At 73.4% G+C, this 24,168-nt stretch carries 18 protein-coding genes; 11 read left to right on the forward strand and 7 right to left on the reverse strand.

Annotated elements, in window-relative coordinates; translation table 11 throughout:
• Nucleotides 1–50 precede the first annotated feature (50 nt).
• A complete protein-coding gene (locus ACIGG8_RS19665; RefSeq protein ID WP_396549416.1) occupies nt 51–2,513 on the reverse strand; it encodes an HAD-IC family P-type ATPase in 2,463 nt (820 codons plus the stop codon).
• Between the two features lie 52 nt (nt 2,514–2,565).
• On the reverse strand, nt 2,566–2,877 hold the full coding sequence (locus tag ACIGG8_RS19670; RefSeq protein WP_396549417.1) for a DUF2530 domain-containing protein: 312 nt from the start codon (nt 2,875–2,877) through the stop codon (nt 2,566–2,568).
• 218 nt (nt 2,878–3,095) lie between these two features.
• Here ACIGG8_RS19670 and ACIGG8_RS19675 point away from each other — a divergent pair, with 218 nt between their 5' ends.
• The 3 genes from ACIGG8_RS19675 to ACIGG8_RS19685 all read left to right on the forward strand — a co-directional run bounded on the left by ACIGG8_RS19675 (nt 3,096) and on the right by ACIGG8_RS19685 (nt 7,710).
• A complete protein-coding gene (locus ACIGG8_RS19675; protein ID WP_396549419.1) occupies nt 3,096–4,556 on the forward strand; it encodes an NCS2 family permease in 1,461 nt (486 codons plus the stop codon).
• 261 nt (nt 4,557–4,817) lie between these two features.
• Complete coding sequence (locus ACIGG8_RS19680; protein WP_396549420.1) at nt 4,818–5,741, forward strand: DUF4231 domain-containing protein; 924 nt, start codon at nt 4,818–4,820, stop codon at nt 5,739–5,741.
• Nucleotides 5,742–5,997: 256 nt separating this feature from the next.
• On the forward strand, nt 5,998–7,710 hold the full coding sequence (locus ACIGG8_RS19685) for a hydrogenase maturation protein (RefSeq protein WP_396549422.1): 1,713 nt from the start codon (nt 5,998–6,000) through the stop codon (nt 7,708–7,710).
• A gap of 82 nt (nt 7,711–7,792) precedes the next feature.
• Here the strand turns inward: ACIGG8_RS19685 and ACIGG8_RS19690 are convergent, their stop codons facing one another.
• Both ACIGG8_RS19690 and ACIGG8_RS19695 read right to left on the reverse strand, forming a co-directional pair.
• Nucleotides 7,793–8,623 (reverse strand): MHYT domain-containing protein, encoded by an 831-nt coding sequence (locus tag ACIGG8_RS19690; RefSeq protein ID WP_396549424.1) that lies wholly within the window; start codon nt 8,621–8,623, stop codon nt 7,793–7,795.
• Between the two features lie 300 nt (nt 8,624–8,923).
• Nucleotides 8,924–9,373: a VOC family protein gene (locus tag ACIGG8_RS19695; RefSeq protein WP_350525111.1), complete on the reverse strand. Its 450-nt coding sequence runs from the start codon at nt 9,371–9,373 to the stop codon at nt 8,924–8,926.
• Between the two features lie 125 nt (nt 9,374–9,498).
• On the opposite strand from ACIGG8_RS19695, the gene ACIGG8_RS19700 reads away from it, so the two are divergent.
• Nucleotides 9,499–9,933 carry a MarR family winged helix-turn-helix transcriptional regulator gene (locus tag ACIGG8_RS19700; protein ID WP_030235202.1) on the forward strand — a complete coding sequence of 145 codons (435 nt, stop codon included), beginning with the start codon at nt 9,499–9,501 and terminating at the stop codon, nt 9,931–9,933.
• A gap of 368 nt (nt 9,934–10,301) precedes the next feature.
• Nucleotides 10,302–11,591 carry an MFS transporter gene (locus ACIGG8_RS19705; RefSeq protein ID WP_350525177.1) on the forward strand — a complete coding sequence of 430 codons (1,290 nt, stop codon included), beginning with the start codon at nt 10,302–10,304 and terminating at the stop codon, nt 11,589–11,591.
• 126 nt (nt 11,592–11,717) lie between these two features.
• Here ACIGG8_RS19705 and ACIGG8_RS19710 read toward each other — a convergent pair whose 3' ends face one another.
• Nucleotides 11,718–12,254, reverse strand: a complete 537-nt coding sequence (locus ACIGG8_RS19710) for a GNAT family N-acetyltransferase (protein WP_396549425.1) — start codon at nt 12,252–12,254, stop codon at nt 11,718–11,720.
• A gap of 216 nt (nt 12,255–12,470) precedes the next feature.
• Between ACIGG8_RS19710 and thpR the strand changes: the two genes are divergently transcribed.
• Entirely contained in the window at nt 12,471–13,061 is a 591-nt protein-coding gene (gene thpR, locus ACIGG8_RS19715) for an RNA 2',3'-cyclic phosphodiesterase (protein ID WP_396549427.1), read from the forward strand.
• Nucleotides 13,062–13,275: 214 nt separating this feature from the next.
• On the opposite strand, the gene serC is transcribed toward thpR, so the two are convergent.
• The gene (gene serC, locus ACIGG8_RS19720; protein WP_396549428.1) at nt 13,276–14,394 is read right to left on the reverse strand and encodes a phosphoserine transaminase; all 1,119 of its coding nucleotides are present in this window, start codon (nt 14,392–14,394) and stop codon (nt 13,276–13,278) included.
• Between the two features lie 150 nt (nt 14,395–14,544).
• Nucleotides 14,545–15,645: a citrate synthase 2 gene (locus ACIGG8_RS19725; protein ID WP_350525107.1), complete on the reverse strand. Its 1,101-nt coding sequence runs from the start codon at nt 15,643–15,645 to the stop codon at nt 14,545–14,547.
• A gap of 418 nt (nt 15,646–16,063) precedes the next feature.
• Between ACIGG8_RS19725 and pdxH the strand changes: the two genes are divergently transcribed.
• The 5 genes from pdxH (at nt 16,064) to ACIGG8_RS19750 (ending at nt 23,996) form a co-directional block, all read left to right on the forward strand.
• Entirely contained in the window at nt 16,064–16,696 is a 633-nt protein-coding gene (gene pdxH / locus ACIGG8_RS19730) for a pyridoxamine 5'-phosphate oxidase (protein WP_350525176.1), read from the forward strand.
• 177 nt (nt 16,697–16,873) lie between these two features.
• Complete coding sequence (gene fxsA, locus ACIGG8_RS19735; RefSeq protein WP_350525106.1) at nt 16,874–17,065, forward strand: FxSxx-COOH cyclophane-containing RiPP peptide; 192 nt, start codon at nt 16,874–16,876, stop codon at nt 17,063–17,065.
• Between the two features lie 308 nt (nt 17,066–17,373).
• On the forward strand, nt 17,374–18,762 hold the full coding sequence (locus ACIGG8_RS19740; protein ID WP_396549431.1) for a TIR-like protein FxsC: 1,389 nt from the start codon (nt 17,374–17,376) through the stop codon (nt 18,760–18,762).
• A complete protein-coding gene (gene fxsT, locus ACIGG8_RS19745; protein WP_396549432.1) occupies nt 18,752–22,765 on the forward strand; it encodes an FxSxx-COOH system tetratricopeptide repeat protein in 4,014 nt (1,337 codons plus the stop codon). Before ACIGG8_RS19740 ends, fxsT begins: the two co-directional genes overlap by 11 nt.
• A 43-nt stretch (nt 22,766–22,808) precedes the next feature.
• Nucleotides 22,809–23,996: an FxsB family cyclophane-forming radical SAM/SPASM peptide maturase gene (locus tag ACIGG8_RS19750; protein ID WP_396549433.1), complete on the forward strand. Its 1,188-nt coding sequence runs from the start codon at nt 22,809–22,811 to the stop codon at nt 23,994–23,996.
• The last annotated feature ends 172 nt before the right edge of the window (nt 23,997–24,168 follow it).

Here is a 24,168-nt window from a genome sequence, read left to right on the forward strand (position 1 = left end):
CATGTGGCGGCGCGTGTCGCCGTCGCCCGGCGCCACTCACCCGGTGCCGCTCACTCCAGGCCGTGGCGCTTCATGTAGCGCCAGGTGATCTCCAGGGCGATGCCGCAGACCACCGCGATGGCGACGCCGATCAGCGGGTCGCGGGTGCCGGCCAGGGAGAGCTCGAAGAAGTCGGACAGCGCGGGGACCAGCAGGACCAGCGCGAACGCGCCGCCCATGCAGCCGATCAGCAGCAGCCGCCACCAGGTGTACGGGCGGGCGACGATGGCGAGGACCCAGATGGCGATCAGGAAGAGCGTCAGGGTGGCCACGCTGGTGTCGGCCTTGAGGTCGGTCGCGTGGTCGATGCGGGCGAGCGTGTAGGCGACGAAGGTGCCCGTGCCGGCGATGATGCCGCCGGGGATCGCCAGCCGCAGCACGCGCTTCACGAAACCGGTGCGGGCCCGCTCGTTGTTGGGGGCGAGCGCCAGGAAGAACGCCGGGATGCCGATGGTCAGCGAGGACAGCAGGGTGGAGTGCCGGGGCAGGAACGGGTACGGCGAGTGGGTGAAGATCACCAGCAGCGCCAGGAGCACCGAGTAGACCGTCTTCACCAGGAACAGCGACGCCACCCGCTCGATGTTGCCGATCACCCGGCGGCCCTCGGCGACCACCGACGGCAGGGTCGCGAAGGAGTCGTTCAGCAGCACGATCTGGGCGACCGCCTTGGTCGCGTCGGAGCCGGTGCCCATCGCCACGCCGATGTCGGCGTCCTTGAGCGCCAGCACGTCGTTGACGCCGTCGCCGGTCATCGCCACGGTGTGGCCGCGGGACTGCAGCGCCCCGACCAGCAGGCGTTTCTGCTGCGGGGTGACCCGGCCGAAGACGCTCGTCCGGTCGGCGGTCTCGGCGAGCTCCTCCGGGTCCGCGGGCAGGGTGCGGGCGTCCAGCGGGTGGTCTGCGCCGGGCAGGCCCAGGTGGCCGGCCACCGCGCCGACCGAGACCGCCGCGTCGCCCGAGATGACCTTGGCCCGGACCTGCTGGCCCTCGAAGTACCGCAGGGTCTCGGCGGCGTCGCCGCGCAGCCGCTGCTGCAGCACCACCAGCGCGAGCGGGGCGAGCCCGGCCGCCGGATCGGGGGAGTCCAGCGGTGCGGGCGTCCGGCCCAGCAGCAGCACCCGCAGGCCCCGCGCACCCAGTTCGTCCACCTCGGCCAGCGCCGGGTGCCCGGCGGGCAGCAGCACGTCGGGCGCGCCGAGCAGCCAGCTGGCCTCGCCGCCCTGCGGCTCCAGCAGCTGCACGCCGCTCCACTTGCGGGCGGACGAGAAGGGCATCGCCTCGATCACCCGCCAGCCGTCGCCGTTCCCACCGCCGGCGGTGTCCTCGCCGCGCCCGTACGCGTCGATGACCGCTCGCATGGACGGGTTGGGGCGGGCGTCGGCGCCGGCCATCACGGCGAGCGCGCGCTTGACGGTCTCCTTGTCGACGGTGGCGGGCTCCCCGTTCGAGAGCACCCGCAGGTCGATCACGTCCATGCCGCCCTCGGTGAGGGTGCCGGTCTTGTCCAGGCAGACGGTGTCGACCCGGGCCAGGCCCTCGATCGCCGGGAGCTCCTGGACCAGGCACTGCTTGCGGCCGAGCCGGATCACCCCGATCGCGAAGGCCACCGAGGTCAGCAGCACCAGCCCCTCGGGGACCATCGGGACGATCCCGGCCACCATCCGCCGCACGGCCTCGCGCCAGTCCCGGCCCTCGACGGCCAGCTGGCTGATGATCAGGCCGATCGCGGTGGGGATCAGCAGGTAGGTGATGAACCGCAGGATGCTGTCGATGCCGCTGCGCAGCTCGGACTTCACCAGGGTGAACTTGCTGGCCTCCTCGGCGAGCTGCGCCGCGTACGCCTCGCGGCCGACCCTGGTGGCGGTGAAGGCGCCTGCGCCGGCCACCACGAAGCTGCCGGACATCACCTGGTCGCCGGGCTGCTTGAGCACGGGATCGGGCTCGCCGGTGAGCAGCGACTCGTCGATCTCCAGGCCGTCCGCCTCGGTGACCTCGCCGTCCACGATCACCTTGTCGCCGATGCCGAGCAGCACGGTGTCGTCGAGGACGATCTCGGAGACGCCGATCTGCCGGGCGGCGCCGTCCCGGCGGACCTGCGGGCGGGCCTCGCCGATCAGCGCCAGGCTGTCCAGGGTCTTCTTGGCGCGCAGCTCCTGGATGATGCCGATGGCCGTGTTGGCGACGATGACCAGGCCGAACAGGCCGTCCTGGATCGGCCCGACGACCAGGATGATCCCGAACATCACGCCGATGATCGCGTTGAAGCGGGTGAAGACGTTGGCCCGGACGATCTCCCGGGTGGTGCGGCTGGACCGGACCGGGACGTCGTTGACCTGTCCCTTCGCGACCCGCTCGGCCACCTCGGCGCCGGTCAGACCGCCGAGCCGGCCGGGCAGCAGCCCGAGGGGGTGGGCGCCGTCCTGGCGCTCTCCGCCGGTCGGCTGCTCGTCAGCTGGCTGCGCAGGCTGCGTCATGGCACCGACTCTACGGGCGCCTTATGTCCGATGCGTGCTACTAAAGGACTGTTCAGTCCGACCGGGTGGCCGGGTCCTGACCGTTGCCGTCCGTCGCGCGTTCGGTGGTGCCGGCCGCCCCGGCGGCACGGCTGCGGGCGATCGCGTCCCGCCGGGCGCGGCAGTACCAGAGGCCGATCAGGCCGAGCAGTCCGCCGGACAGGCAGATCCAGGGCCAGGTGCCGTGGCCGTGCTGGGAGAGCGTGCCCTGGAAGGGGAGCAGGGCGAGGAAGGCGACGAACCACAGCACCGTGCCGCCGCCGACGATGGCGACGTCGTTGGCCTCCAGCGGAGGGGGCGAGGGGTGCAGCGGCGTCTTGGGCATGGGGCAAGCGTACGGTGCGGCGGGGGTCGGCCGCCGTCGTGGAGGCTTCCCGCGGGCCCGGCTGTGCCCTACCCGGGCCCTGCCCGCGCCCTACCCACGCTCTACGCGCGAAGATAGCGCGTGTGCGACCTGGAAACCATACTTAAAGGTCTCAGCCCGGCCACCGTCGCCCCGGGCGTCGACCCCCCCTCCTCAGCTCCCCCACAGAGGACGCACGCATGCCTGTGGTCCAGCCGACCACCGAGTCGCCCGAACCCGCCGACGCCGCGCCCCAGCCCCCCACCGGCGCGGTCGACCGCTACTTCCGGATCAGCGAGCGCGGCTCCACCCTGCCGCGCGAGATCCGCGGTGGTGTCGCCACCTTCTTCACCATGGCGTACATCCTGGTGCTCAACCCGATCATCCTGGCCAGCGCCACGGACGTGACCGGGGCCCACCTGGACAGCGCCCAGCTGGTCACCGCCACCGCCCTCACCGCGGGTCTCACCACCCTGCTGATGGGCGTGATCGGCAACGTCCCGATCGGCCTGGCGGCCGGCCTCGGCGTCAACACCATCGTGGCGCTCCAGCTGGCCCCGAAGATGACCTGGCCGGACGCCATGGGCATGGTCGTGCTGGCCGGCTTCGCGATCATGCTGCTGGTCGCCACCGGTCTGCGCGAGCGGGTCATGAACGCCGTCCCGCTCGGCCTGCGCAAGGCCATCGCGATCGGCATCGGCCTGTTCATCAGCCTGGTCGGCCTGGTCGACTCCGGCTTCGTCAGCCGCGTCCCGGACGCCGCGCACACCACCGTCCCGCTGCAGCTCGGGGGCAACGGGCACCTGCTCGGCTTCCCGGTGCTGGTCTTCGTCGTCGGCCTGCTGCTCACCCTGATCCTGGTGATCCGCAAGGTGCCCGGCGCGATCCTGATCAGCATCGCGGCCTCCACCGTGCTCGCCCTGGTGATCGACAAGGTGGCCGACGTCCCGGCGATGAAGTGGGGCCTCACCGTCCCGACCTGGCCGGGCAACCCGGTCGCCGCCCCGGACTTCGGGCTGGTCGGCAAGGTGAGCCTGTTCGGCGGCTTCGGGAAGGTCGGCGTGCTGACCGGCGTGCTGTTCGTCTTCACCGTGCTGATGTCCTGCTTCTTCGACGCGATGGGCACCATCCTCGGCGTGGCCGACGAGGCCCACCTGCTGGACGAGAAGGGCGACCTGCCCGGCATCAACCGGATCCTCATGGTCGACGGCATCGCCACCGCGGCCGGCGGCGCCACCTCCGCCTCCGCCAACACCTGCTTCGTCGAGTCCACCGCCGGCGTCGGCGAGGGCGCCCGCACCGGCTTCGCCTCGATCGTCACCGGCCTGCTCTTCGTGGTGGCGCTCTTCCTCACCCCGCTCGCCACCATGGTCCCCGCCCAGGCCGCCACCCCGGCGCTGGTCACCGTCGGCTTCCTGATCCTGGCCAACTCGGTCAAGGAGATCGACTGGGCCGACTACACGATCGCGATCCCGGCCTTCCTGACCATGATCATGATGCCGTTCACCTACAGCATCACCAACGGCATCGGCTTCGGCTTCATCACCTTCTGCATCCTGCGCCTGGCCGTCGGCCGCGGCCGCAGCGTGCCGGCCCCGCTGTACGCGGTGGCGGCGGTGTTCGCCTTCTACTACCTGATGCCGGCCTTCGGCCTGCTCTGACGCCGACCGGCCCGCGCGGCCCCGCACCCACCCGGGTGCGGGGCCGTGCCCGTTCCGGGGCCGGGCCGGGCCGTGCCCGTCCGCGGGCAAGGCGCATCCGTTCCGCGGGCGGGCCGTATCGGTTCCGCGGGCGGGTCGGTGCGCGCGCGACCCGGAGGTCGGGTATCGGCCGACTGTCGGAAGGTGTCAAAAAGGCGCCCGTGTAGCCCAGTTGGCGGTGGGAATACTGGCTGGACGGAGAAGGGGGAGGGGACTCGACCGATGGTGCAACAGGATCCGCCCGGGGGTGTCGAGGCGCAGCTGCTGCCGGAGCTGTTCCGGACGGCGGACAAGGCCTCGCTGGACGGCCAGCGCGAGACGCTGCGCTGGTACCGCGGCCTGATCGCCATGCTGGTGATCGCCGCGATGATCGGGTCGTTCCCCGGCCCGGACCACGAGGGCGACTTCGACGTCTGGCCGCTGTTCTCGGTGGCCGCCTTCCTGGTGGCCGGCTACTTCTGGTCCCGGCTGCGCCGCAGCAACCCGCAGGGGCGCTGGTACGAGGCCAGGGCGGCGGCCGAGTCGGTCAAGACGCTGGCCTGGAAGTACACCGTCCGGGCCCGCCCGTTCGACGGCGAGGCGGAGTCCGCCGACGTGGACCGCGGGTACCTGCTGCAGGTCGAGGACGTGCTGCGGGCCTTCGAGGACCCGGAGATCGTGCCGCCCGACACCGTCGCCGAGATCACCCCGGAGATGCGGCGGCTGCGCGCCGAGAGCCTGACCGCCCGGCGCACGTTCTACCTGCGCACCCGGGTCGAGGGGCAGCGCACCTGGTACCGCTCCCGGGCCGAGGCGTGCGACTCGCAGGCGGTCTCCTGGGGGCTCGGCATCGCGGTGCTGATCATCCTCGGTGCGGCCGCCGCCATCGCCCAGGCCACCGGCGCGCTGCAGGTGCACGTCTTCGGAGCGAGCTCGGCAGCGGCCGCGGCGATCATCGCCTGGACGCAGCTCAAGCAGCTCCGCCCGCTCGCCGCCGCGTACCAGCTGGCTGCGCGCGAGCTGGAGAACGTCGGCAACCAGCTCTCGGACCTGGACGTCCGGGCGCCGGACGCCGAGGCGCGCTGGGCGCGGCTGGCCGCCGAGGCGGAGGACGCGGTCTCCCGCGAGCACACCACCTGGCGGGCCCGCCGGGCCTTCCCGAAGTAGGCCGGGCGCGGGCCGGGCCCTGTCGCGCAGGCGCGGGTCGGGCCCGCGGTGGGCCCGGCGGTGCCTGCCGGCGGGGTGCGCGCCAGTCCAACTCGGAGAAGGGGCTGGGGAGGTACCGCGAAGCGCGGGCCACGCCGGGACCACAGGTGTGCGGGGTGCGTGAGGGTAGAGCGCCGAGGTACGGACCGTAATCATTACGTGTCCATGCCCTGGTTTCATCGCCTCCGCGCGACCCCTGTACCGCCGGAGGCCCCCCTTGCGCATTCTCCTGATCGCCAGTGCGTTCAACAGCCTGACCCAGCGCGTCCACACCGAGCTGCGCGAGCGCGGCCACCAGGTCGCCGTCCAACTCGCGCTCGGCGACGAGCAGATGCGGGAGGGGGTGGCCCGGACCGATCCCGAGCTGATCCTGTGCCCGATGCTGACCAAGGCCGTCCCGCAGGACATCTGGTCCACCCGGACCGTCCTGATCGTGCACCCGGGGCCCACCGGCGACCGCGGCCCCTCCTCGCTGGACTGGGCGATCACCGAGGGCGCGGAGCGCTGGGGCGTCACCGTGCTGCAGGCCGTCGAGGAGATGGACGCCGGTGACATCTGGGCGTCCGTCGACTTCCCCGTCCCCGACTGCGGCAAGAGCGAGCTGTACCGCGGCGAGCTCGCCGACGCCGCCGTGGAGGCCGTCCTGCTGGCCGTCCAGCGCTACGAGGGCGGGCTGTTCACCCCCGAACCGCTGGACTACGGCCGGCCCGACGTGCACGGCGAGCCGCGGCCCCTCCTGCGGCAGGACGCGCGCCGGATCGACTGGGAGCAGGACGACACCGCCACCGTCCTGCGCAAGCTGCGCGCCGCCGACTCCCAGCCCGGGGTGCTGGACGAGCTGTACGGCCGCGAGTTCTTCCTGCACGGCGGCCATCCCGAGGACGAGCTGCGCGGTCCGGTGCCCGGCGCCGTGCTGGCCACCCGGGACGGCGCGATCTGCCGGGCCACCGTGGACGGCGCGGTGTGGATCCCGCAGCTGCGCCCGCGCCGCACCCCCGGCGGGCCCGCCACCTTCAAGCTGCCGGCCGCGACGGTGCTCGCCGACGAGCTGTACCGGGTCCGCGAGGTGCCGGTGAGCCCGGCGGCGGCGGCCCGCCGCGACACCTGGTCGGAGCTGCGCTACCGCGAGGAGGGCGAGGTCGGCCACCTCGAATTCGCCTTCCCGGGCGGGGCGATGAGCACCGAGCAGTGCCGCCGGCTGCTGGCCGCCTACCGGGAGGCGGCCGACCGGCCCACCTCGGTGCTGGTGCTCGGCGCGCCCCGGGACTTCTACTCCAACGGGATCCAGCTCAACGTCATCCAGGGCGCGGCCTTCCCGGCGCTGGAGTCCTGGGAGAACATCAACGCGATGGACGACGTCGTCGAGGCCGTCCTCACCACCACCGACAAGGTCACCGTCGCGGCCCTCGCCGGGAACGCGGCGGCCGGCGGGCTGATGATGGCGCTCGCCGCGGACGAGGTGTGGTGCCGCGACTCGGCGGTGCTCAACCCGCACTACCGCCTGATGGGCCTGTACGGCTCCGAGTACTGGACGTACACCCTGCCGAACCGGGTCGGCGCCGAGCAGGCCGAGCGGCTCACCGCCGAGGCGCTGCCGCTCGGGGCCGAGCACGCCCGCCGGATCGGCCTGGTGGACCGTACGGCCGGCGGGGACGCGGCGGGCTTCCGCCGCTGGGTGGCCCGGGAGGCGGCCCGGATCGCCGCCTCGCCCGAGCTCACGGGGCGGTTGGTGGACAAGAAGCGCCGGCGCGCCGCCGACGAGGACACCAAGCCGCTCGCCGAGTACCGGGCCGAGGAGCTGCGGCGGATGCACGCCAACTTCTACCGGGCCGGCGAGCCGTACCACCGGCTGCGGCAGGACTTCGTGCACAAGGTCTGCCCGGTGGCGACCCCGGAGCACGTGGCGGGGCTGCTGGGGCGGCCGGAGTAGCCGGTCCGGCGTCGTGCCCGTACGACGACGCCCGGCCGGGGTGGGGCCCCGGCCGGGCGTCCGTTCGTGATCCCGCCCGCGCTCAGCGCCGGACGCCGGCCCGGGCGGGCCGCTGCTGCGGGACGCGGGGGGCCCGGGGCGCCCGCGGCGGCAGCGGGGCGGCCGGGCCGGCCAGCAGGGGCTGCGAGGTGGGGCGGCTCGGGGAGACGGCGAAGGCCAGCGAGCCGAAGAACACGTAGCAGCCGAGCCCGACCCCGAGCGGGAAGATGAACTGCAGCGCCATCACGCCGTCCTGGGTGGAGTGCGAGAAGTCCACCTGGACCGACAGCGCCGCCATGCCCGTGTAGTGCATCGCGCAGACCGCCACGCCCATCACCGGCGCCGCCGCCAGCACGGCGAGCGTGCCCCGGATGTTCAGGGCGGCCCAGAGCGCGGCCGTCGCCGCGACCACGGCGATGGCGACCGAGAGCGCCACCGTCCGGTGGTCGTAGCCGAGCCGGCCGGGCAGGACCATCGCGGCCATGCCCAGGTAGTGCATCGCGGCGACCCCGAGGCCGGTGGTCAGCCCGCCGACCAGCAGCGCCAGCGCGGGCCGCCGGCGCCAGTACCCGACGGTGAAGAGGCCGACGCCGACCACGAGGACGGCGACCAGCAGGCTGAGCACGGTCAGTCCGGGCTGGTAGCTGATCTCGACGCCGGTCACCGAGAAGCCGAGCATCGCGATGAAGTGCATGGACCAGATCCCGGCGCCGAGCGAGGTCGATGCGAAGAGCAGCCAGACGGCCCGGGTGCGGCCCTTCGAGACGAGCGCCCAGCGGGCGCTGCGCAGGGCCACGAAGGCCCCGAGGCAGGCGACGAAGTACGAGACCGCCGGTGTCACCCAGCCGTGGTCGGCATGGTGGATCTCACCCAATTGAGCTCCCTGGACGAGGGGTTGAGGGCGCCAGGGGCGGACGCGGTCGGCCGGGGCGGCCGGGACGGGCGCGCGGAAACCGGCACGGGGACGCACGGGAACGGGGAAACGGGGTCCGCCGAGGGGAGACCTGGCGTGTGGTGCCCCTGACAACGGGGGACAGTAGCCACTGCCGGGCGCTCGCACAACGTTCGTGCTTTTCGTGAAATCCCAGGTCAGGATGGACCTTTACGGCGCCTGCATGATCTTGGCACCAACCCCTGACACCGCCTGCGCACGCTCCCCGGACCCGTTCGTGCCTTACTCCAAGGGTGCTAGCCCGAACGGGTGGCCGGCCGGGTCGATCAGCACCTTGAGCGTGCGCCCGTGCTGGTACGCGGGCTGGGTCGCCCCGAGCGCGAGCGCCTTCGCCGTGGACTCCTCCAGGTCGTCCACGTAGAAGTCCAGGTGGAAGTGCTTGCTCCCGTCCGGCTCCGTCCACGGCTCCGGCCGGTACCCCTGCACCCGCCCGAAGCCCAGCGGGCTGCCGCCCTCCGGGTTGTCCAGGATCGCGAAGTGCTCGTCCACGTGCCGCGTCTCCCAGCCCAGCAGCTCGCCGTAGAACGACGCCAGCGCGACCGGGTCGGCGCAGTCGATGGTGACCATGGCGAGCCGGGCGAACCCGGTGTCGCCCGGTGCGCCCTGCTCGGCCGACGCGGACGGCGTGGCCTGCGAGGACGGCGCGGACTGCTCGGAGACGAGGTCGGACATGACTGGTCGGCCCTTCTGGGAGTCGAGACCTGAGGCCCATGACCAATATGTCACCGGGCCGATGCTCCGGCGCGGCGGCGGGAACCCGATTTTCTTTAGCGAGGGTAATGACGTAGTCTAAAGAGATGCCCGAGATGTCCGAGCAGGACCTCGCAGCGATCAGTCAGCTGCGGTCGTCCACGATGCGCCTCTCCCGACGACTCAAACACCAGCGGGTGGAGGAGTCGCTGAGTCCCACCGAGATGGGAGTGCTGGGCACCCTCGCCCGGTGCGGGAAGGCGACGCCGGGTGAGCTCGCCCGGAAGGAGCACGTGCAGCCTCCTTCGATGACCAGGATCGTCGCGATGCTGGAGGAGAAGGGGCTGGTGCGGCGGGAGCCGCACCCCGAGGACCGCCGACAGGTGGTCGTCAGCAGCACCGAGCAGGCCGAGACGATCCTCGCGGAGAGTCGTCGGCGCCGAAACGTCTGGCTCGCCGAGCTCGCCCAAGGGCTCGACGAGGAGGAGTGGGCCGTCCTCCGGGAGGCCGCGCCCGTGCTCTACAAGCTCGCCCACCTGTAGCTCGAACACCTCAAGGCACACCGAACCCGGCTCGCCGGCCGGGAGGAGAAGGAGCCCGCATCACCGCAGGACCGACCACCGACACGAGGAGCGCGACGGCCACCGCCATGGCCGTCGCGCCGCGAGGGGAGACCACAGTGACACCGCCGGCCGCAGCCAGCGCCGCCGCCATCCGTACCGACGGCCCGACCACCGACCCCTCCGCGGCGAGCGCCGCGGCAGCCGACGCCCAGGCACCCGCCCCCACGGGGCTGCCCGGCAGCGGCGACGACGACCCCGACGAACGCACCGCGGCGGACCCCGCCGCTCAGGGCCGCACCCCTGCGGCCTCGTCCCCCACAGGCGCCGGCTTCACCAGGCCCGGGGGGATGTTCTCCTCCCTGCGCGTTCGCAACTACCGCTACTACTTCGCCGGCCAGGTGGTGTCCAACACCGGTACCTGGATGCAGCGCATCGCCCAGGACTGGCTGGTGCTGAGCCTCACCGGCAGCCCGCTCGCGGTCGGCATCACCACCGCCATGCAGTTCCTGCCGATGCTGCTGCTCGGCCTGTTCGGCGGCGTGCTCGCCGACCGGATGCCCAAGCGCCGGCTGCTGATCCACACCCAGGGCGCGATGGGCCTGCTGGCCGCCGGCCTCGCCGTGCTGACCATCGGCGGCGTGGTGACGCCGTACTACGTGTACGCCTTCGCGCTGCTGCTCGGCCTGGTCACCGTGGTGGACAACCCGACCCGGCAGGCCTTCGTCTCCGAGATGGTCGGGCCCAAGGACCTCGCCAACGCCGTCAGCCTGAACGCCGCCAACTTCCAGACCGCCCGCCTGGTCGGCCCCGCCGTCGCGGGTCTGCTGATCGCCGCGGTCGGCAGCGGCTGGGCCTTCGCCGTCAACGCGCTGTCCTTCGCCGCCGTGATCGGCGGGCTGCTCGCGATGCGCGAGAGCGAACTGCGCCCGACCGAGCCGATCGCCCGCGAGAAGGGGCAGCTGCGCGAGGGCCTGCGGTACGTGAAGGAGCGGCCCGAACTGCTCTGGCCGATGGTGCTGGCCGGGTTCATCGGGACCTTCGGCTTCAACTTCCCGACGCTGCTCTCCGGCTTCGCGTACGACACCTTCAAGGTCGGCGCCGGCCAGTACGGCCTGCTGAACACCGCGATGGCGGTCGGCTCGCTGGCCGGCGCGCTGCTCGCCGCCCGTCGGGGCGCGCCGAGACTGCGGCGGCTGGTCGGGGCGGCCCTGGCCTTCGGCGCGCTGGAGGTGGTCGCGGCCTTCGCGCCCGACTACTGGACCTTCGCGCTGCTGCTGATGCTGATCGGGGTGTTCGGGCTGAGCTTCAACACCTCGGTCAACTCCACGCTGCAGCTGGCCACCGACCCCGAGATGCGCGGCCGGGTGATGGGCCTGCTGGTGCTGGTCTTCACCGGCGGCACGCCGATCGGCGCCCCGATCGTCGGCTGGGTGACCGCCTCGTACGGGCCCCGGCTCGGCCTGCTGGCCTGCGGGCTGGTGTCCGCGCTGGCGGCCGCGACGGTCGGCCTGGTGCTGGCCCGCAGCGCGGACCTGCGGGTGCGCTTCGACCTGCACCCGGGGCGCGGCGGCCGGGTGGTGGCCGTCGTGCCGCGGACCGGCGTGGCGCGCAAGTCGGAGCTGGCCGCGGCCTGCTGACGCATCGTCGGGAGCGTCGCCCGGCGCACCGCCGGGTGCGTCGCCCGGCGCGTCGTCCGATGCGCCACGGACCCCCGAGGGCTCTCGCCCCCGGGGGTCCGTGGCGTCGGAGCCGGACTCGTCGGGTCAGAGCCGGATGGCGAGGACCTGGCCGGGCCAGACGCCGTTCGGCTGCTCGACCTCGAAGCTCTCGGTCTCGGTGAAGCCGAGCGCCCGGTACTGCGCGACCAGCCTGCGGTCGCCGCCGCCGTAGCAGTCCACCCGCAGCAGGCCGATGCCGCGCCGGCGGGCCTCCTCGACGGCGTCGGCGATCAGCGCGGCGCCGATGCCCGAGCCCTTGCGGGTGCGGTCGGTGACCAGGTTGCGGACGAACAGTTCGCGCTCGTCCACCGCGGGGATGTACGTGCCGCGCACCTCGGAGAGCACGCACGAGCCGACCGTACGGCCCTCGTCGTCGACGGCGAGGCGGATCAGGAACGGCTCGCGGCCGTACTGCTCGATGTGCTCGACCCGGGTGGGCGTGGTGCTGAACGGCTGGTCGCCCCACTGGCCGGTGCGGCCCCGGGCGGCCAGCCAGGCCACGGCGCCGTCGAGCAGGGCGAGGATGTCGGGGATGTCCCCCGGACCTCCGGTGCGGATCTTCATGCCACTGGAATCGATCATGGAACCGTTCTAGCCCAAAGCCGCGGGCGCCGGAAGCCCCGGCCGGGGCCCGCGCCGGATGCCGGCACCGGGGACTTGCGTCGGATGCCCGCGCGCGGGGCTCGGGGCGGAAGCCCCGCGCCGGGGGTCCGTTCCGGCAGCCCGCGGGCGGGCCGGGGCCCCGCGCCGCCGGAACGCGCCCACGCGCCGGCCCCCGCGGAACGGGAGAATGGCGGCATGAGGCTTTTCGTGGCGGTGCTCCCGCCGGTCGCGGCACTGCAGGGGCTCTCCGACGCCGTCGCGCCGGTGCGCGGGCTGCCCGGGGCGGACCGGCTGCGCTGGACCACGGCCGAGGGCTGGCACCTGACCCTGGCCTTCCTCGGCGAGGTGCCCGCCGAGTGGCTGCCGGCGCTGTCGGCGGGCCTGGCCGGCGTCGCCGAGCTCCACCCGGTGCACCGGCTGCGGATCGCGGGCGCCGGGCGGTTCGGGGACCGCGTGCTCTGGGCCGGCATCGAGGGGCAGACCTGGGCGCTGCGCCGACTGGCCGACGCCGTCACCGAGGCCACCGCCGAGGTGGTCGGGCAGTCGGCCGACACCTTCGCCTTCCACCCGCACCTCACGCTCGCCCGGGCGGGCTCCTCGCGCGGCCACCGGCGGGCCGTCCAGCGGGTCGCCGCGGCCGAGCTGGACGGCCTGGCGGCGGCGCTGGCGGACTACCGCGGGCCGGAGTGGGAGGCCGCCGAGCTGCACCTGATGAAGAGCGACCTGGACGGCGGTTCCGCGCACTACGAGTCGCTGGGTTCCTGGCCCCTCGCGGACTGGTGCTGAGGCCCCGGGCGGCCTCGCCGTCCGGTCGGGCGTGCGACGGAGGTACGCTCGTTGACCGTGGATCCCAAGACTCGTATGCGCATCGTCTCCGGCACCCTGGTGCTGCTGCTGGTCGTCGTGCTGATCAGCTCACTGGCCGGCAGGTAGGCCGGGAACGGCCGTGAGGGCCACCGCCCGGGTGGGCGGTGGCCCTCACGCATGCCTCAGCGGGTGCTCAGAGCTGCTCGACCACGAAGTCGATGCACTGGGTGAGCGCCTCGACGTCCGCCGGGTCGATCGCCGGGAACATCGCGATGCGCAGCTGGTTGCGGCCCAGCTTGCGGTACGGCTCGGTGTCCACGATGCCGTTGGCACGCAGTGCCTTGGCGACCGCGGCGGCGTCCACCGACTCGTCGAAGTCGATGGTGCCGACCACCTGGGAGCGCTCGGCCGGGTTCGCCACGAACGGGGTGGCGAAGGAGGACTTCTCGGCCCAGGAGTACAGCCGGGACGAGGAGTCGGCTGTGCGGGCGACGGCCCAGTCGAGCCCGCCGTTGCCGTTCAGCCACTCCAGCTGGTCGGCCAGCAGGAACAGCGTGGAGATCGACGGGGTGTTGTACGTCTGGTCCTTCGACGAGTTGTCGATGGCCGTCGGCAGCGAGAAGAACGGCGGGATGTAGCGGCCGGAGGCGGCGATCTCGGCGGCGCGCTCCAGGGCGGCCGGGGAGAAGGTGGCCAGCCACAGGCCGCCCTCGGAGGCGAAGGACTTCTGCGGGGCGAAGTAGTAGACGTCGGTCTCGGTGATGTCCACCGGCAGGCCGCCGGCGCCCGAGGTGGCGTCCACCAGGACCAGCGAGCCCTCGTCGGCGCCGGCCGGGCGCTTGATCGGCATCGCGACGCCGGTCGAGGTCTCGTTGTGGGTGAGTCCGTAGACGTCCACGCCTGCCTCGGCGACCGGCAGCGGGTGGGTGCCCGGGGCGGTCTTGATCACGCTCGGCTCGGCGAGCCACGGGGCCGCCTTGACCGAGGAGCCGAACTTCGAGGAGAACTCGCCGAAGTCCAGGTGCTGGGACTTCTCCCGCACCAGGCCGAAGGCGGCGATGTCCCAGAAGGCGGTGGAGCCGCCGTTGCCGAGGACGACCTGGTAGTCCTCCGGCAGCGAGAAGAGGCTGCTCACGCCCTCGCGCACGCGCTTGACCAGGTTCTTGACCGGGGCCTGGCGGTGGGAGGTGCCGAGCAGGGAGGTCTGGGTGGCGGCGAGGGCACTGAGGGCCTCGGGGCGCACCTTGGACGGTCCGCAGCCGAAACGGCCGTCTGCGGGCTTGATGTCAGCGGGGATCTGGATCTGAGCCACGCGCGCAGCCTACCGGCGGCGGGCTCCGCGGGGGTACGGTCGTCCGCCCGCTGAGACTGTGATCTTCGCTGCCCGGGATGCCGACAGCGGGCCCGGCCGGAAGCCGGACCCGCTGGTCAGGGGCCGTGCGCGGACACTCGTCCGGGGTGGTCAGCGGGCGATGGCGTCCCAGCCCTCGATCTCCTCGGGGCGGCGCGGGCCGGGGCCGACGTAGCGCGCGGAGGGGCGCACGAGCCGACCCGTGCGCTTCTGCTCCAGGATGTGCGCCGACCAGCCGGCGGTACGGGCGCAGGTGAACATCGAGGTGAACATGTGGGCCGGGACCTCGGCGAAGTCCAGCATGATGGCGGCCCAGAACTCGACGTTGGTGGCCAGCACGCGGTCCGGGCGGCGGTTGTGCAGCTCCTCCAGCGCGGCCTTCTCCAGCGCCTCGGCGACCTCGAAGCGCGGCGCGCCGAGCTCCTTGGCGGTGCGGCGCAGCACGCGGGCGCGCGGGTCCTCGGCGCGGTAGACGCGGTGGCCGAAGCCCATCAGGCGCTCGCCCTTGTCCAGGGCGTTCTTGACCCACGCGGTGGCGTCGCCGGTGCGCTCGATCTCCTCGATCATGCCGAGCACGCGGGAGGGCGCGCCGCCGTGCAGCGGGCCGGACATCGCGCCGACCGCACCGGAGAGCGCGGCCGCGACGTCGGCGCCGGTGGAGGCGATGACCCGGGCGGTGAAGGTGGAGGCGTTCATGCCGTGCTCGGCGGCCGAGGTCCAGTAGGCGTCGACGGCCTTGACGTGCTTCGGGTCCGGCTCGCCGCGCCAGCGGATCATGAACCGCTCGACGACCGTCTCGGCCTTGTCGATCTCGCTCTGCGGGACCATCGGCAGGCCCTGGCCGCGGGCGGACTGGGCGACGTAGGACAGTGCCATCACGGCGGCGCGGGCGAGGTCATCGCGGGCCTGCTCGGCGGAGATGTCCAGCAGCGGCTTGAGGCCCCAGACCGGGGCGAGCATGGCGAGCGCGGACTGCACGTCGACCCGGATGTCGCCGGAGTGGACCGGGATCGGGAACGGCTCGGCGGCCGGGAGGCCAGGGTTGAACTTGCCGTCCACCAGCAGGCCCCACACGTGGCCGAAGGAGACGTTGCCGACCAGGTCGTCGATGTCGACACCGCGGTACCGCAGGGCGCCGCCTTCACGGTCGGGCTCGGCGATCTCGCTCTCGAACGCGACGACTCCCTCAAGCCCGGGTACGAAATCGGACATGCGACGGCTCCTTCAGTTCTGCGATCGGCGCCCCGCCGTGGTGGGGCGGGCACGCCAGTGACCGAATCGTGGTTGGCACTCGGTGCCAGAGTGACAGGCACGGGGTGCATTGCGCCATACACCACCGTGGTGATGTTTGCCGCGGGCCCGCTTGACTTTTCCGTCGAGGGTCGGTCGTGCCCGGGAGACGACCGGAACCGAACACCCGGTTCCGGACAATTCCCCGTACGACGGGCGGCCAAGCGGTGGCGAGTCACCTTATCTCCGACCGGGGTTTGTCCGGAGGTAGCGGTGCCGGTTGCTTGTCGTACGGGATGATGTTGGCGTGCAGACCCCGGAACGCGCCCAGTCGACGCCCCCGAGCCCCGTCACCCGGACCCCGGCCGACGAGGCCCGCCCCGGCCCGGACCTCACCGTGATGCGCAAGCACTACGTCCACGAGGGCCTGGTCGAGGAGCAGCTCGCGCCCGAGCCGATCGGCCAGTTCACCCGCTGGTTCCACGAGGCGGACGACGCCGGGGTGACCGAGCCCAACGCGATGGTGCTCTCCACCGCCGACGCCGCGGGGCGGCCCAGCTCGCGCACCGTCCTGCTCAAGGGCTACGACGCGCGCGGCTTCGTGTTCTTCACCAACTACGGCTCCCGCAAGGGCTCCGAACTCGCCGCCAACCCGCACGCCGCGCTGCTCTTCCCGTGGATCGCGCTGGCCCGCCAGGTGATCGTCCAGGGCCGGGTGGAGAAGGTCGGCCGGGACGAGACCGCCGCCTACTTCCGCACCCGCCCGCACGGCTCCCAGCTGGGCGCCTGGGCCAGCGAGCAGTCCAGCCCCGTCGGCGGTCGCGAGGTCCTCGAACAGCGCTACGCCGAACTGGAGCGCCGCTACCCCGAGGGCGAGGGCGTGCCCGTCCCGCCCTTCTGGGGCGGGTACCGGGTCGTCCCGGAGAGCGTCGAGTTCTGGCAGGGACGCGAGAACCGCCTCCACGACCGCCTCCGCTACCTCGCCGACCCGGCGAGCCCGACGGGCTGGCGGGTGGAGCGGCTCTGCCCGTGAGGGCGGCGGGCGCGAGCGCTGCGCGCGCCCCCTGGGCCGACCGGGTCGGCCCGGGCGCGGCGCTGGCGGACAACTGACACCCCGTCACACCTCGGGTGTAGGATGCCCGACGCGGACCTGAGTCGATGTACATCCGGCCAGCAACGCGCTGTGCCGGCACGATCGAGTGAGGGACTGATGGGCGTCACCGGTGCGGAAACCGCCGCTGGACTCGGCTCTGACCTGGTCGACGTCGCCGCCCTGCCGCTCGACGAGCTCGATGCCCTCCCCGACACCGTCCTGGGCGACCTGCTGCGCCGGGTGGTCGCGGACGCCCTGACGCCCGGGGCGGAGCCGCTCGCCGCCTTCCAGTCGTCGCTCGACCGGTAGCTACTCGACCGGTAGCCGCTCGACCGGCTGCTCGGCCGGTGGCCCGACAGTCGGGGCCCCGGTGGCGCGGCCCCGGCGCCCGCGTGCCCCGTCCGGCGCCGGTGATCCCTTCTGCGCGCCCGCGCTCCCGCCGGTGCGCCCCCGGGCGCCGGAGCGCTCCCGGCTGCGGGCGTGCGCCTGACCACCGGCTAAACCCCCGCCGGCCGCTGGATCCGCCAACTCGCCAGCGCCACCGGTGGAGTTCACGACATGCTGGGGTATGAAACCAGCGCCGTCGCGGCACCGTCGGGCACGGGGGGAAACAGGTGATGGAGCAGGACCAGCAACGGCCGTACTTCTTCTTCAGCTACGCGCGTCGTGACTTCGAGGCCGAGGACGCCTTCGTCAACCAGTTCTTCAACGACCTGCGCGACGAACTCGGCCGGCTGGTCGGGATGGGCGTCCGCGCGGAGGAGCTCGCCTACCGCGACACCGAGCAGCTGCGGCTCGGCGACGACTGGGCCGAGAAGCTGGCGATGATGCTGGGCCGCAGCCGCACCATGATCGCGCTCTACTCGCCGGCGTACTTCACCAGCCTCTACTGCGGCAAGGAGTGGACCGCCTTCCGCGGCCGGGTCCGGCGCCACCACGAGGACACCGGGGAGCTCGTCTCGGCGCTGATCCCGGTGCTCTGGGAGCCCGTCGTGCCCGGCGAGTTGGCCGACGAGGTGAACAAGATCCAGTGGGCCCAGCCGGACATGGGCGAGGCCTACGCCCGGCACGGCCTGCGGGCCCTGCTGCGCACCGCGCAGAGCGGGGCGTACGAGCAGGTCGTGCGGGTGGTCGCCGAGCGGATCCGGGACGCGGCCGCGCGCCGGCTCGGCGAACTGCCCGAGTTCGACCTCGGCGCGGTGCGCGGCTACTTCCCGCCCCCCGCGGCGCCCGAGGCGGTCTCCGTCCCCGGCATGGTGCGGCTGTTCATCGCGGCCGGGCGGGCCTCGGAGGCCGCCGCCGAGGGCGGCTCGTACGCGGGTGGCTGGTACGGGGCCAAGCCCTGGCACTGGGCGCCCTACCATCCGCCGACCCACCCCTCGCTGGCGGCGCGCGCCCAGCAGGTGATCACCGCCGCCGGGCACACCACCACGCTGGAGGAGGTCGACGGCGGGCTCGGCGGGAAACTCGACCAGGCCCGCGAGGACAGCCAGGTCAGCATCCTCCTGGTGGACCCGTGGGTGGCCGGCGGCCCGCGCTACCGCTCCGCGCTGCGCGAGTACGACGACCAGAACCACCCCGTCACCGGCGTGATGGTGCCCACCGGCAGCTCCGACCCGGCCGACGGGCCGGAGCGCGACGTGCTGTGGACGGGCGTGCGCGACGTGTTCCGGCGCAACTGGCTGCGCCGGGGCGACATGGAGCACTTGTTCCGGGTCAACGTGAGCCGGGAGAGCTTCGACAACGACCTCACCATCATGGTGACGGTCGCCCAGAACAAGCTCATGGACGACAACTTGGATTGGGGGGACGATGGCGGTGACGCCTTCGGCTTCGGCGGTGGCCCGGCCATGCCCGGGTTGTCCATCCCCGCCGGCCCGCCGGGGCCCCGCCCGGTCCCGCCCGCGCGCTTCGACCAGAACCAGGGCCGCAGGGACCTCCCGCACCAGAGTCGTGGCAAGGACAACGCTGTCCCGCTGAGGGGAGACACGGACGATGACCACTGAGCCCGGCGCAGAGCTGGAGCGCGGCGGACCGGGTTCGGTCGTCACGTTCTACTCCTTCAAGGGCGGCACCGGCCGCACCATGGCCCTGGCCAACGTCGGCTGGATCCTCGCCAGCCGGGGCCTGCGCGTCCTGGTCGTCGACTGGGACCTGGAGGCACCCGGCCTCCACCGGTACTACCACCCGCTCCTGGTGGACCCCGAACTGCACTCCACCGACGGCCTGATCGACCTGCTGCGCTCCTACGTGAAGCAGGCGCTGCCCTCCGCCACCGGGCCGGTCGGCCTCCCCCCGGCCGCCTGGCTGGACGAGCCCGGGCGCCTCGACGGCTACCTCTGCGGCCTCGCCCTCGACCTGCCGCCGGGCGGCCGGCTCGACTTCCTGCCCGCCGGCCGGCAGAACGCCGCCTACGCCGCGGCCGTCACCAGCTTCAACTGGCGCAGCTTCTACCACGGCCGGGACATCCGCGGCGGCGAGTTCCTGCGCGAACTGCGCGAACGCTGGGCCCGCCGGTACGACTACGTGCTCATCGACAGCCGTACCGGCGTCAGTGACACCTCCGGCATCTGCACCGTCCTGATGCCCGACACCGTCGTGGACTGCTTCACCTTCAGCGCCCAGAACATCCGCGGCGGCGTCGACGCCGCCCGTGCCATCGCCGAGGCCGAGGAACGGGCGATCCGGGTGCTGCCGGTGCCGATGCGGGTCGAGGACGCCGAACAGGAACGCCTGGAGGCCGGCCGGGACTACGCCCGTGAGGCCTTCGCGCCCTACCTCGGCCGCTGGCTCTCCGGCGACCGCCGGGCCGGCTACTGGGCCGACGTCGAGGTGCCGTACAAGCCGTTCTACGCCTACGAGGAGGTGCCGGCCACCGTCGCCGACCGGCCGCAGGAGGCCCGCAGCCTGCTCAACGCCTTCGAACGACTGGCCGGTTGGATCACCGACGGGCGGGTCCGCACCCTGCGCCCGCTCACCGCCGACACCCGCCGCCGGCTCTACGGCGCCTACCTGCGCTCCGCCCGCGTGGTGCCACGGCAGGTCTTCGTCAGCTACGCGCCCGAGGACCGGATGTGGGCCGAGTGGGCCGCGGGGACCCTCACCCGCTTCGGCTACCAGACCTCCCTGCACAACGCCGCCGAGCCGCACACCGGCCCCCGGCCGCCGGAGGTCGCCGGGCCGCTCGAAGGCCAGGGCCGGCTGCTCGCCCTGCTCTCGCCCGAGTACACCGCGCTGCCCCGCGCCGCCGAGGTCTGGCAGCTCCTGCAGGGCCGCGAACTCGCCTCCGGTTCGCCGGCGTTGGTCGCGCTGCGGCTGCAGGACTCGGACGAGCCGGTGCCCCGCCCGTTCGCCGGGCAGTCCGCGCCGGACCTGGTCCGCTCCTCCGCGGCGGGCGCCGAGTCCCAGCTGTACGGCGAACTCGGTCCGCCGCCCGGTAGCAACCGCCAACTCGACACCGACAGCGGCGAGATCATCGCGCCCGCGCGGTTCCCCGGCACCGCCCCGCAAGTCCAGGACGCGCCGTCGCGCAACGCCGCCTTCATCGGCCGCGGCAAGCTGCTCGAACTGCTCCGCAACCGCTTCACCGGCGGCCCGGCCGCCGTGCTCAGCCAGGTGCTCTACGGCTTCGGCGGCGCGGGCAAGTCCCAGATCGCGGCCGAGTACGCACACCGCTTCAAGGCCGCGTACGACGTGGTCTGGTGGGTGCCCGCCGAGGAGCCCGCCAACATCCCGCAGAAGCTCGCCGAACTCGCCCCCCGGCTCGGCGTGCCCACCAGCGACGACGTCGCACACACCGCCGCCGCCGTCCTCGACGCGCTGCGCCGCGGCCAGCCGTACCGCCGCTGGCTGCTCGTCTTCGACAACGCCGGCACCCCCGAGGAGCTCGCCCCCTGGCAGCCGGCCGGCTCCTCCGGCGGGCACGTGCTGATCACCTCCCGCAACCAGGGCTGGGCCCGGCACGCCGGCCTGGTGGAGGTCGACGTCTTCCTCCGCGAGGAGAGCGTCCGGCTGCTGCGCCGCTTCAACAGCGGCGTCTCGCCGGAGGACGCCGACCAGGTCGCGCAGCGGCTCGGCGACCTCCCGCTCGCCGTCGGCCAGGCCGCCGTCTGGCTCCAGGAGACGTCGATGCCGATCGCCACCTACCTCGAACTCCTCGACGAGGAGCTCACCGAGATGCTGGAGCGCACCCGGCTGCGGACCGCCGACTACCCGCACTCGGCCGCCGCGACCTGGCGCATCTCGGTCGAGGAACTCCGCCGGATGAACGCCCCGGCCGCCCAGATCCTGGAGATCTGCGCCTTCTTCGGCCCCGACGCCATCCCGATGCGGCTGCTCTACAGCCGAGCCGTCACCCGCGCCCTGCGGTTGCCCCCGCGCGCGCCCCGCGACAAGCTCGCGATCGGCGAGTTCCTGCGCGCCATCAACCGGTTCGGGCTCGCCCGCACCGACCAGGGCAGCGAGACCATCACCGTGCACCGACTGGTCCAGGCCGTGCTCCGGGACCAGGTCGAGGAGGAGCGGCGGGCCGAGCTGCGCGGCGTCGTCCACGCCGCGCTCGCCACCGCCAACCCCGGCGACCCGGACGTGCCCGCCAACTGGGCCGAGTACGCCGAACTGCTGCCCCACCTCTGGCCGTCCGGGGCCGTCGACAGCGCCGACGAGGACGTCCGGCAGTGGATCATCGACTCGGTCCGCTACCAGTGGAAGCGCAGCCTGCACGAGTCCGGCCGGGAACTGGCCGAGCGGACCCTGGAGCACTGGCGCCAGGACGGCTACGGCGGGCCCGGCTTCGACGTCGACAACGACGCCCAGACCCTCATGCTGCGCACCCAGCTGAGCAACATCCGCCGCTCCCAGGGCGCCCTCCAGGAGGCGTACGAGATGGACCGGGACATCCTGGAGCGCTTCACCGCGACCCTCGGCCCCGAGCACTCGCACACCCTCGCCGTCGCCAACAGCCTCGGCGCCGACCTGCGCTTCCTCGGCCGCTACGACGAGGCCCGAGCACTCGACCGCCGCACCCTGGACGCCGCCCGGCGCACCCTGGGCCCGGACCACCCGCGCACCCTGATGATCACCAACAACCTCGCCGTCTCCGACTACCTGGCCGGCGACCGCCGGGCCGCCCTGGAGCGGCACCGCAGCAACTACCTCCAGCAGCGCGACGCGCTCGGCGCGCACAGCCTCTACGCGCTGTCCTCCGCCTCCAACTACGCCCGCGACCTGCGCGAGACCGGGCGGCTGCGGGAGGCCCTGGACCTGCTGGAAGAGACCGTCCGGATCTACCAGCAGACCATCGGCGACAGCCACACCGACACCCTGCGCGCCCGCAAGAACCTCGCCGTGGCACTGCGCCGGGCCGGCCGGTACCACGAGGCCCTGGAGATCGACGAGGACATCTACCAGCGCTACCTGGACATCAACGGCCCCGAACACCCCGACACCCTGGCCGCCGCCACCAACCTGGCCAGCGACCTCAACGCCCTCGGCGACACCACCCGGGCGATCCCGCTGGCCGAACGGGCGCTGGCGCGGTACCGCGACTACCTGGGCGAGGACCACCCGGTGACGCTGGCCGGCGCCAACAACCTGTCCGTCTACCTGCGGCTGGCCGGACGCACCCAGGAGGCCCTGGAGCTGTCCGGGCGCACGCTCGCACAGTTCCGGACCGTCCTCGGCGCCCACCACCTCTACATCCCGATCGCGATGATGAACCACGCGAACGACCTCGCCCTGGCCGGGCAGACACAGGCCGCGCTCGACGTGGAACTGGAGGCCGCGCCGCTGATGACCGAGGCCCTCGGCCCCGACCACTACGACTCCATCGGCATCAACTCCAACCTCTCGCTGTCACTGGCCACCGTCGGGCACACGGAACGGGCCGAGGAGCTGCGGAAGGACTGCATCCGGCGGGCGCGGGTCACGCTGGGGGAGGAGCACCCGACGACGGTGGCGGTGCGGGCCGGGTCGCGGCTGGACTCGGACGTGGAACCCCCGCACGTGTGACGGGGGGTCAGTGGGGCCGCCGGGCGGTGCTAGGTTCGCGGACATGGTGCCGTTCCGGCAGTTCCTGCTGAAGATCCACAGCCGGTGCAACCTCGCCTGCGACTACTGCTACGTGTACGAGGGCGCGGACCAGAGCTGGCGACGGCGGCCCCGGCGGATGGAGCTGGTGACGGTCCGCCGCACCGCCCGGCGGATCGCCGAGCACGCGGCCGAGCACGGGCTGGACGAAGTGTCCGTGGTGCTGCACGGCGGCGAGCCGCTGCTCGTCGGCGCCGGCCACCTGGCGGCGCTGCTCGCGGAGTTGAGCGGCATCGCGGGGGCCGGCGGGCCGCGGGTGCGGTTCGGCCTGCAGACCAACGGGCTGCGGCTGCTGGACGAGCCGGCGCTGCTCGACGTGCTGCACCGGTACCGGGTCTCGGTCGGGGTGTCCCTGGACGGCACCCGGGCCGACCACGACCGGCACCGCCGGCTGCCGTCCGGCGCGGGCAGTTGGGACCGGACCGCGGAGGCGGTGCGGCTGCTCGGCTCGCAACGGCACCGGGAGCTGTTCGCCGGGCTGCTGTGCGTCGTCGACCTGGCGGCGGACCCGGTCGACACCTACGAGGCGCTGCTGGAGTTCGCGCCGCCCCGGCTCGACCTGCTGCTGCCGCACGGGACCTGGCTCGCGCCCCCGCCCGGGCTGCAGGCGCGGACACCGCCCGGCGCACCCCCGACGGGTGCGGAACCGGCGCCGTACGGGCAGTGGCTGATCGCCGCGTTCGACCGCTGGTACGGCGCGCCGCGGCGGGAGACCGGGGTGCGGCTGTTCGAGGAGTTGGCGGTGCTGCTGCTCGGCGGCCGCGCGGCCAGCGAGGCGGTCGGGCTGGCGCCGGTCGACCTGGTGGTGGTCGAGGCGGACGGCACCGTCGAGCAGGCGGACAGCCTCAAGGCGGCCTACGACGGCGCCCCGGCGACGGGCCTGGACGTGTGGCGGCACGGCTTCACGGAGGCGGCCGCGCACCCGGCCTTCCGGGCCCGCCAGCGCGGCCTCGCCGGGCTCGGGGCGGTCTGCGCGGGCTGTCCGCTGGCGCGGGTCTGCGGGGGCGGGCTGTATGCGCACCGGTGGGCGGGTGACGGGTTCGGGCATCCGTCGGTGTACTGCGCGGACCTGGACCGGTTGGTCCGGCACATTGCGGGGCGGTTGCGGGAGGGGGTTGCCGAGGTGGGGGGGCCGCTGCGCGGGGCTCGGTAGGGGGTGGGCTTTCGGGAGGGGGGGTCCGCTGCGCGGGGCTCGGTAGGGGGTGGGCTTTCGGGAGGGTGGGGTGGACGGCCGGGGTCGGGGCCCGGGGGGGGCGCGCCCGGGGGGGGGTTTTTTTTATAAATCCCGATAAGGGGGTGGGGGGCGGGCGCCCGTGGGAGGGTGA

This window comes from Kitasatospora sp. NPDC085464, assembly GCF_044541955.1.
Taxonomy (GTDB): Bacteria; Actinomycetota; Actinomycetes; order Streptomycetales; family Streptomycetaceae; genus Kitasatospora.

Bases quoted from the DNA above. Each gene is read 5' to 3' on its own strand.
- ACIGG8_RS19665 (WP_396549416.1), bottom strand. From the start codon at position 2,513: ATGACGCAGCCTGCGCAGCCAGCTGACGAGCAGCCGACCGGCGGAGAG.
- ACIGG8_RS19670 (WP_396549417.1), bottom strand. From the start codon at position 2,877: ATGCCCAAGACGCCGCTGCACCCCTCGCCCCCTCCGCTGGAGGCCAAC.
- ACIGG8_RS19675 (WP_396549419.1), top strand. From the start codon at position 3,096: ATGCCTGTGGTCCAGCCGACCACCGAGTCGCCCGAACCCGCCGACGCC.
- ACIGG8_RS19680 (WP_396549420.1), top strand. From the start codon at position 4,818: ATGGTGCAACAGGATCCGCCCGGGGGTGTCGAGGCGCAGCTGCTGCCG.
- ACIGG8_RS19695 (WP_350525111.1), bottom strand. From the start codon at position 9,373: ATGTCCGACCTCGTCTCCGAGCAGTCCGCGCCGTCCTCGCAGGCCACG.
- ACIGG8_RS19700 (WP_030235202.1), top strand. From the start codon at position 9,499: ATGCCCGAGATGTCCGAGCAGGACCTCGCAGCGATCAGTCAGCTGCGG.
- ACIGG8_RS19705 (WP_350525177.1), top strand. From the start codon at position 10,302: ATGTTCTCCTCCCTGCGCGTTCGCAACTACCGCTACTACTTCGCCGGC.
- ACIGG8_RS19710 (WP_396549425.1), bottom strand. From the start codon at position 12,254: ATGATCGATTCCAGTGGCATGAAGATCCGCACCGGAGGTCCGGGGGAC.
- thpR (WP_396549427.1), top strand. From the start codon at position 12,471: ATGAGGCTTTTCGTGGCGGTGCTCCCGCCGGTCGCGGCACTGCAGGGG.
- ACIGG8_RS19725 (WP_350525107.1), bottom strand. From the start codon at position 15,645: ATGTCCGATTTCGTACCCGGGCTTGAGGGAGTCGTCGCGTTCGAGAGC.
- pdxH (WP_350525176.1), top strand. From the start codon at position 16,064: ATGCGCAAGCACTACGTCCACGAGGGCCTGGTCGAGGAGCAGCTCGCG.
- fxsA (WP_350525106.1), top strand. From the start codon at position 16,874: ATGGGCGTCACCGGTGCGGAAACCGCCGCTGGACTCGGCTCTGACCTG.
- ACIGG8_RS19740 (WP_396549431.1), top strand. From the start codon at position 17,374: ATGGAGCAGGACCAGCAACGGCCGTACTTCTTCTTCAGCTACGCGCGT.
- fxsT (WP_396549432.1), top strand. From the start codon at position 18,752: ATGACCACTGAGCCCGGCGCAGAGCTGGAGCGCGGCGGACCGGGTTCG.
- ACIGG8_RS19750 (WP_396549433.1), top strand. From the start codon at position 22,809: ATGGTGCCGTTCCGGCAGTTCCTGCTGAAGATCCACAGCCGGTGCAAC.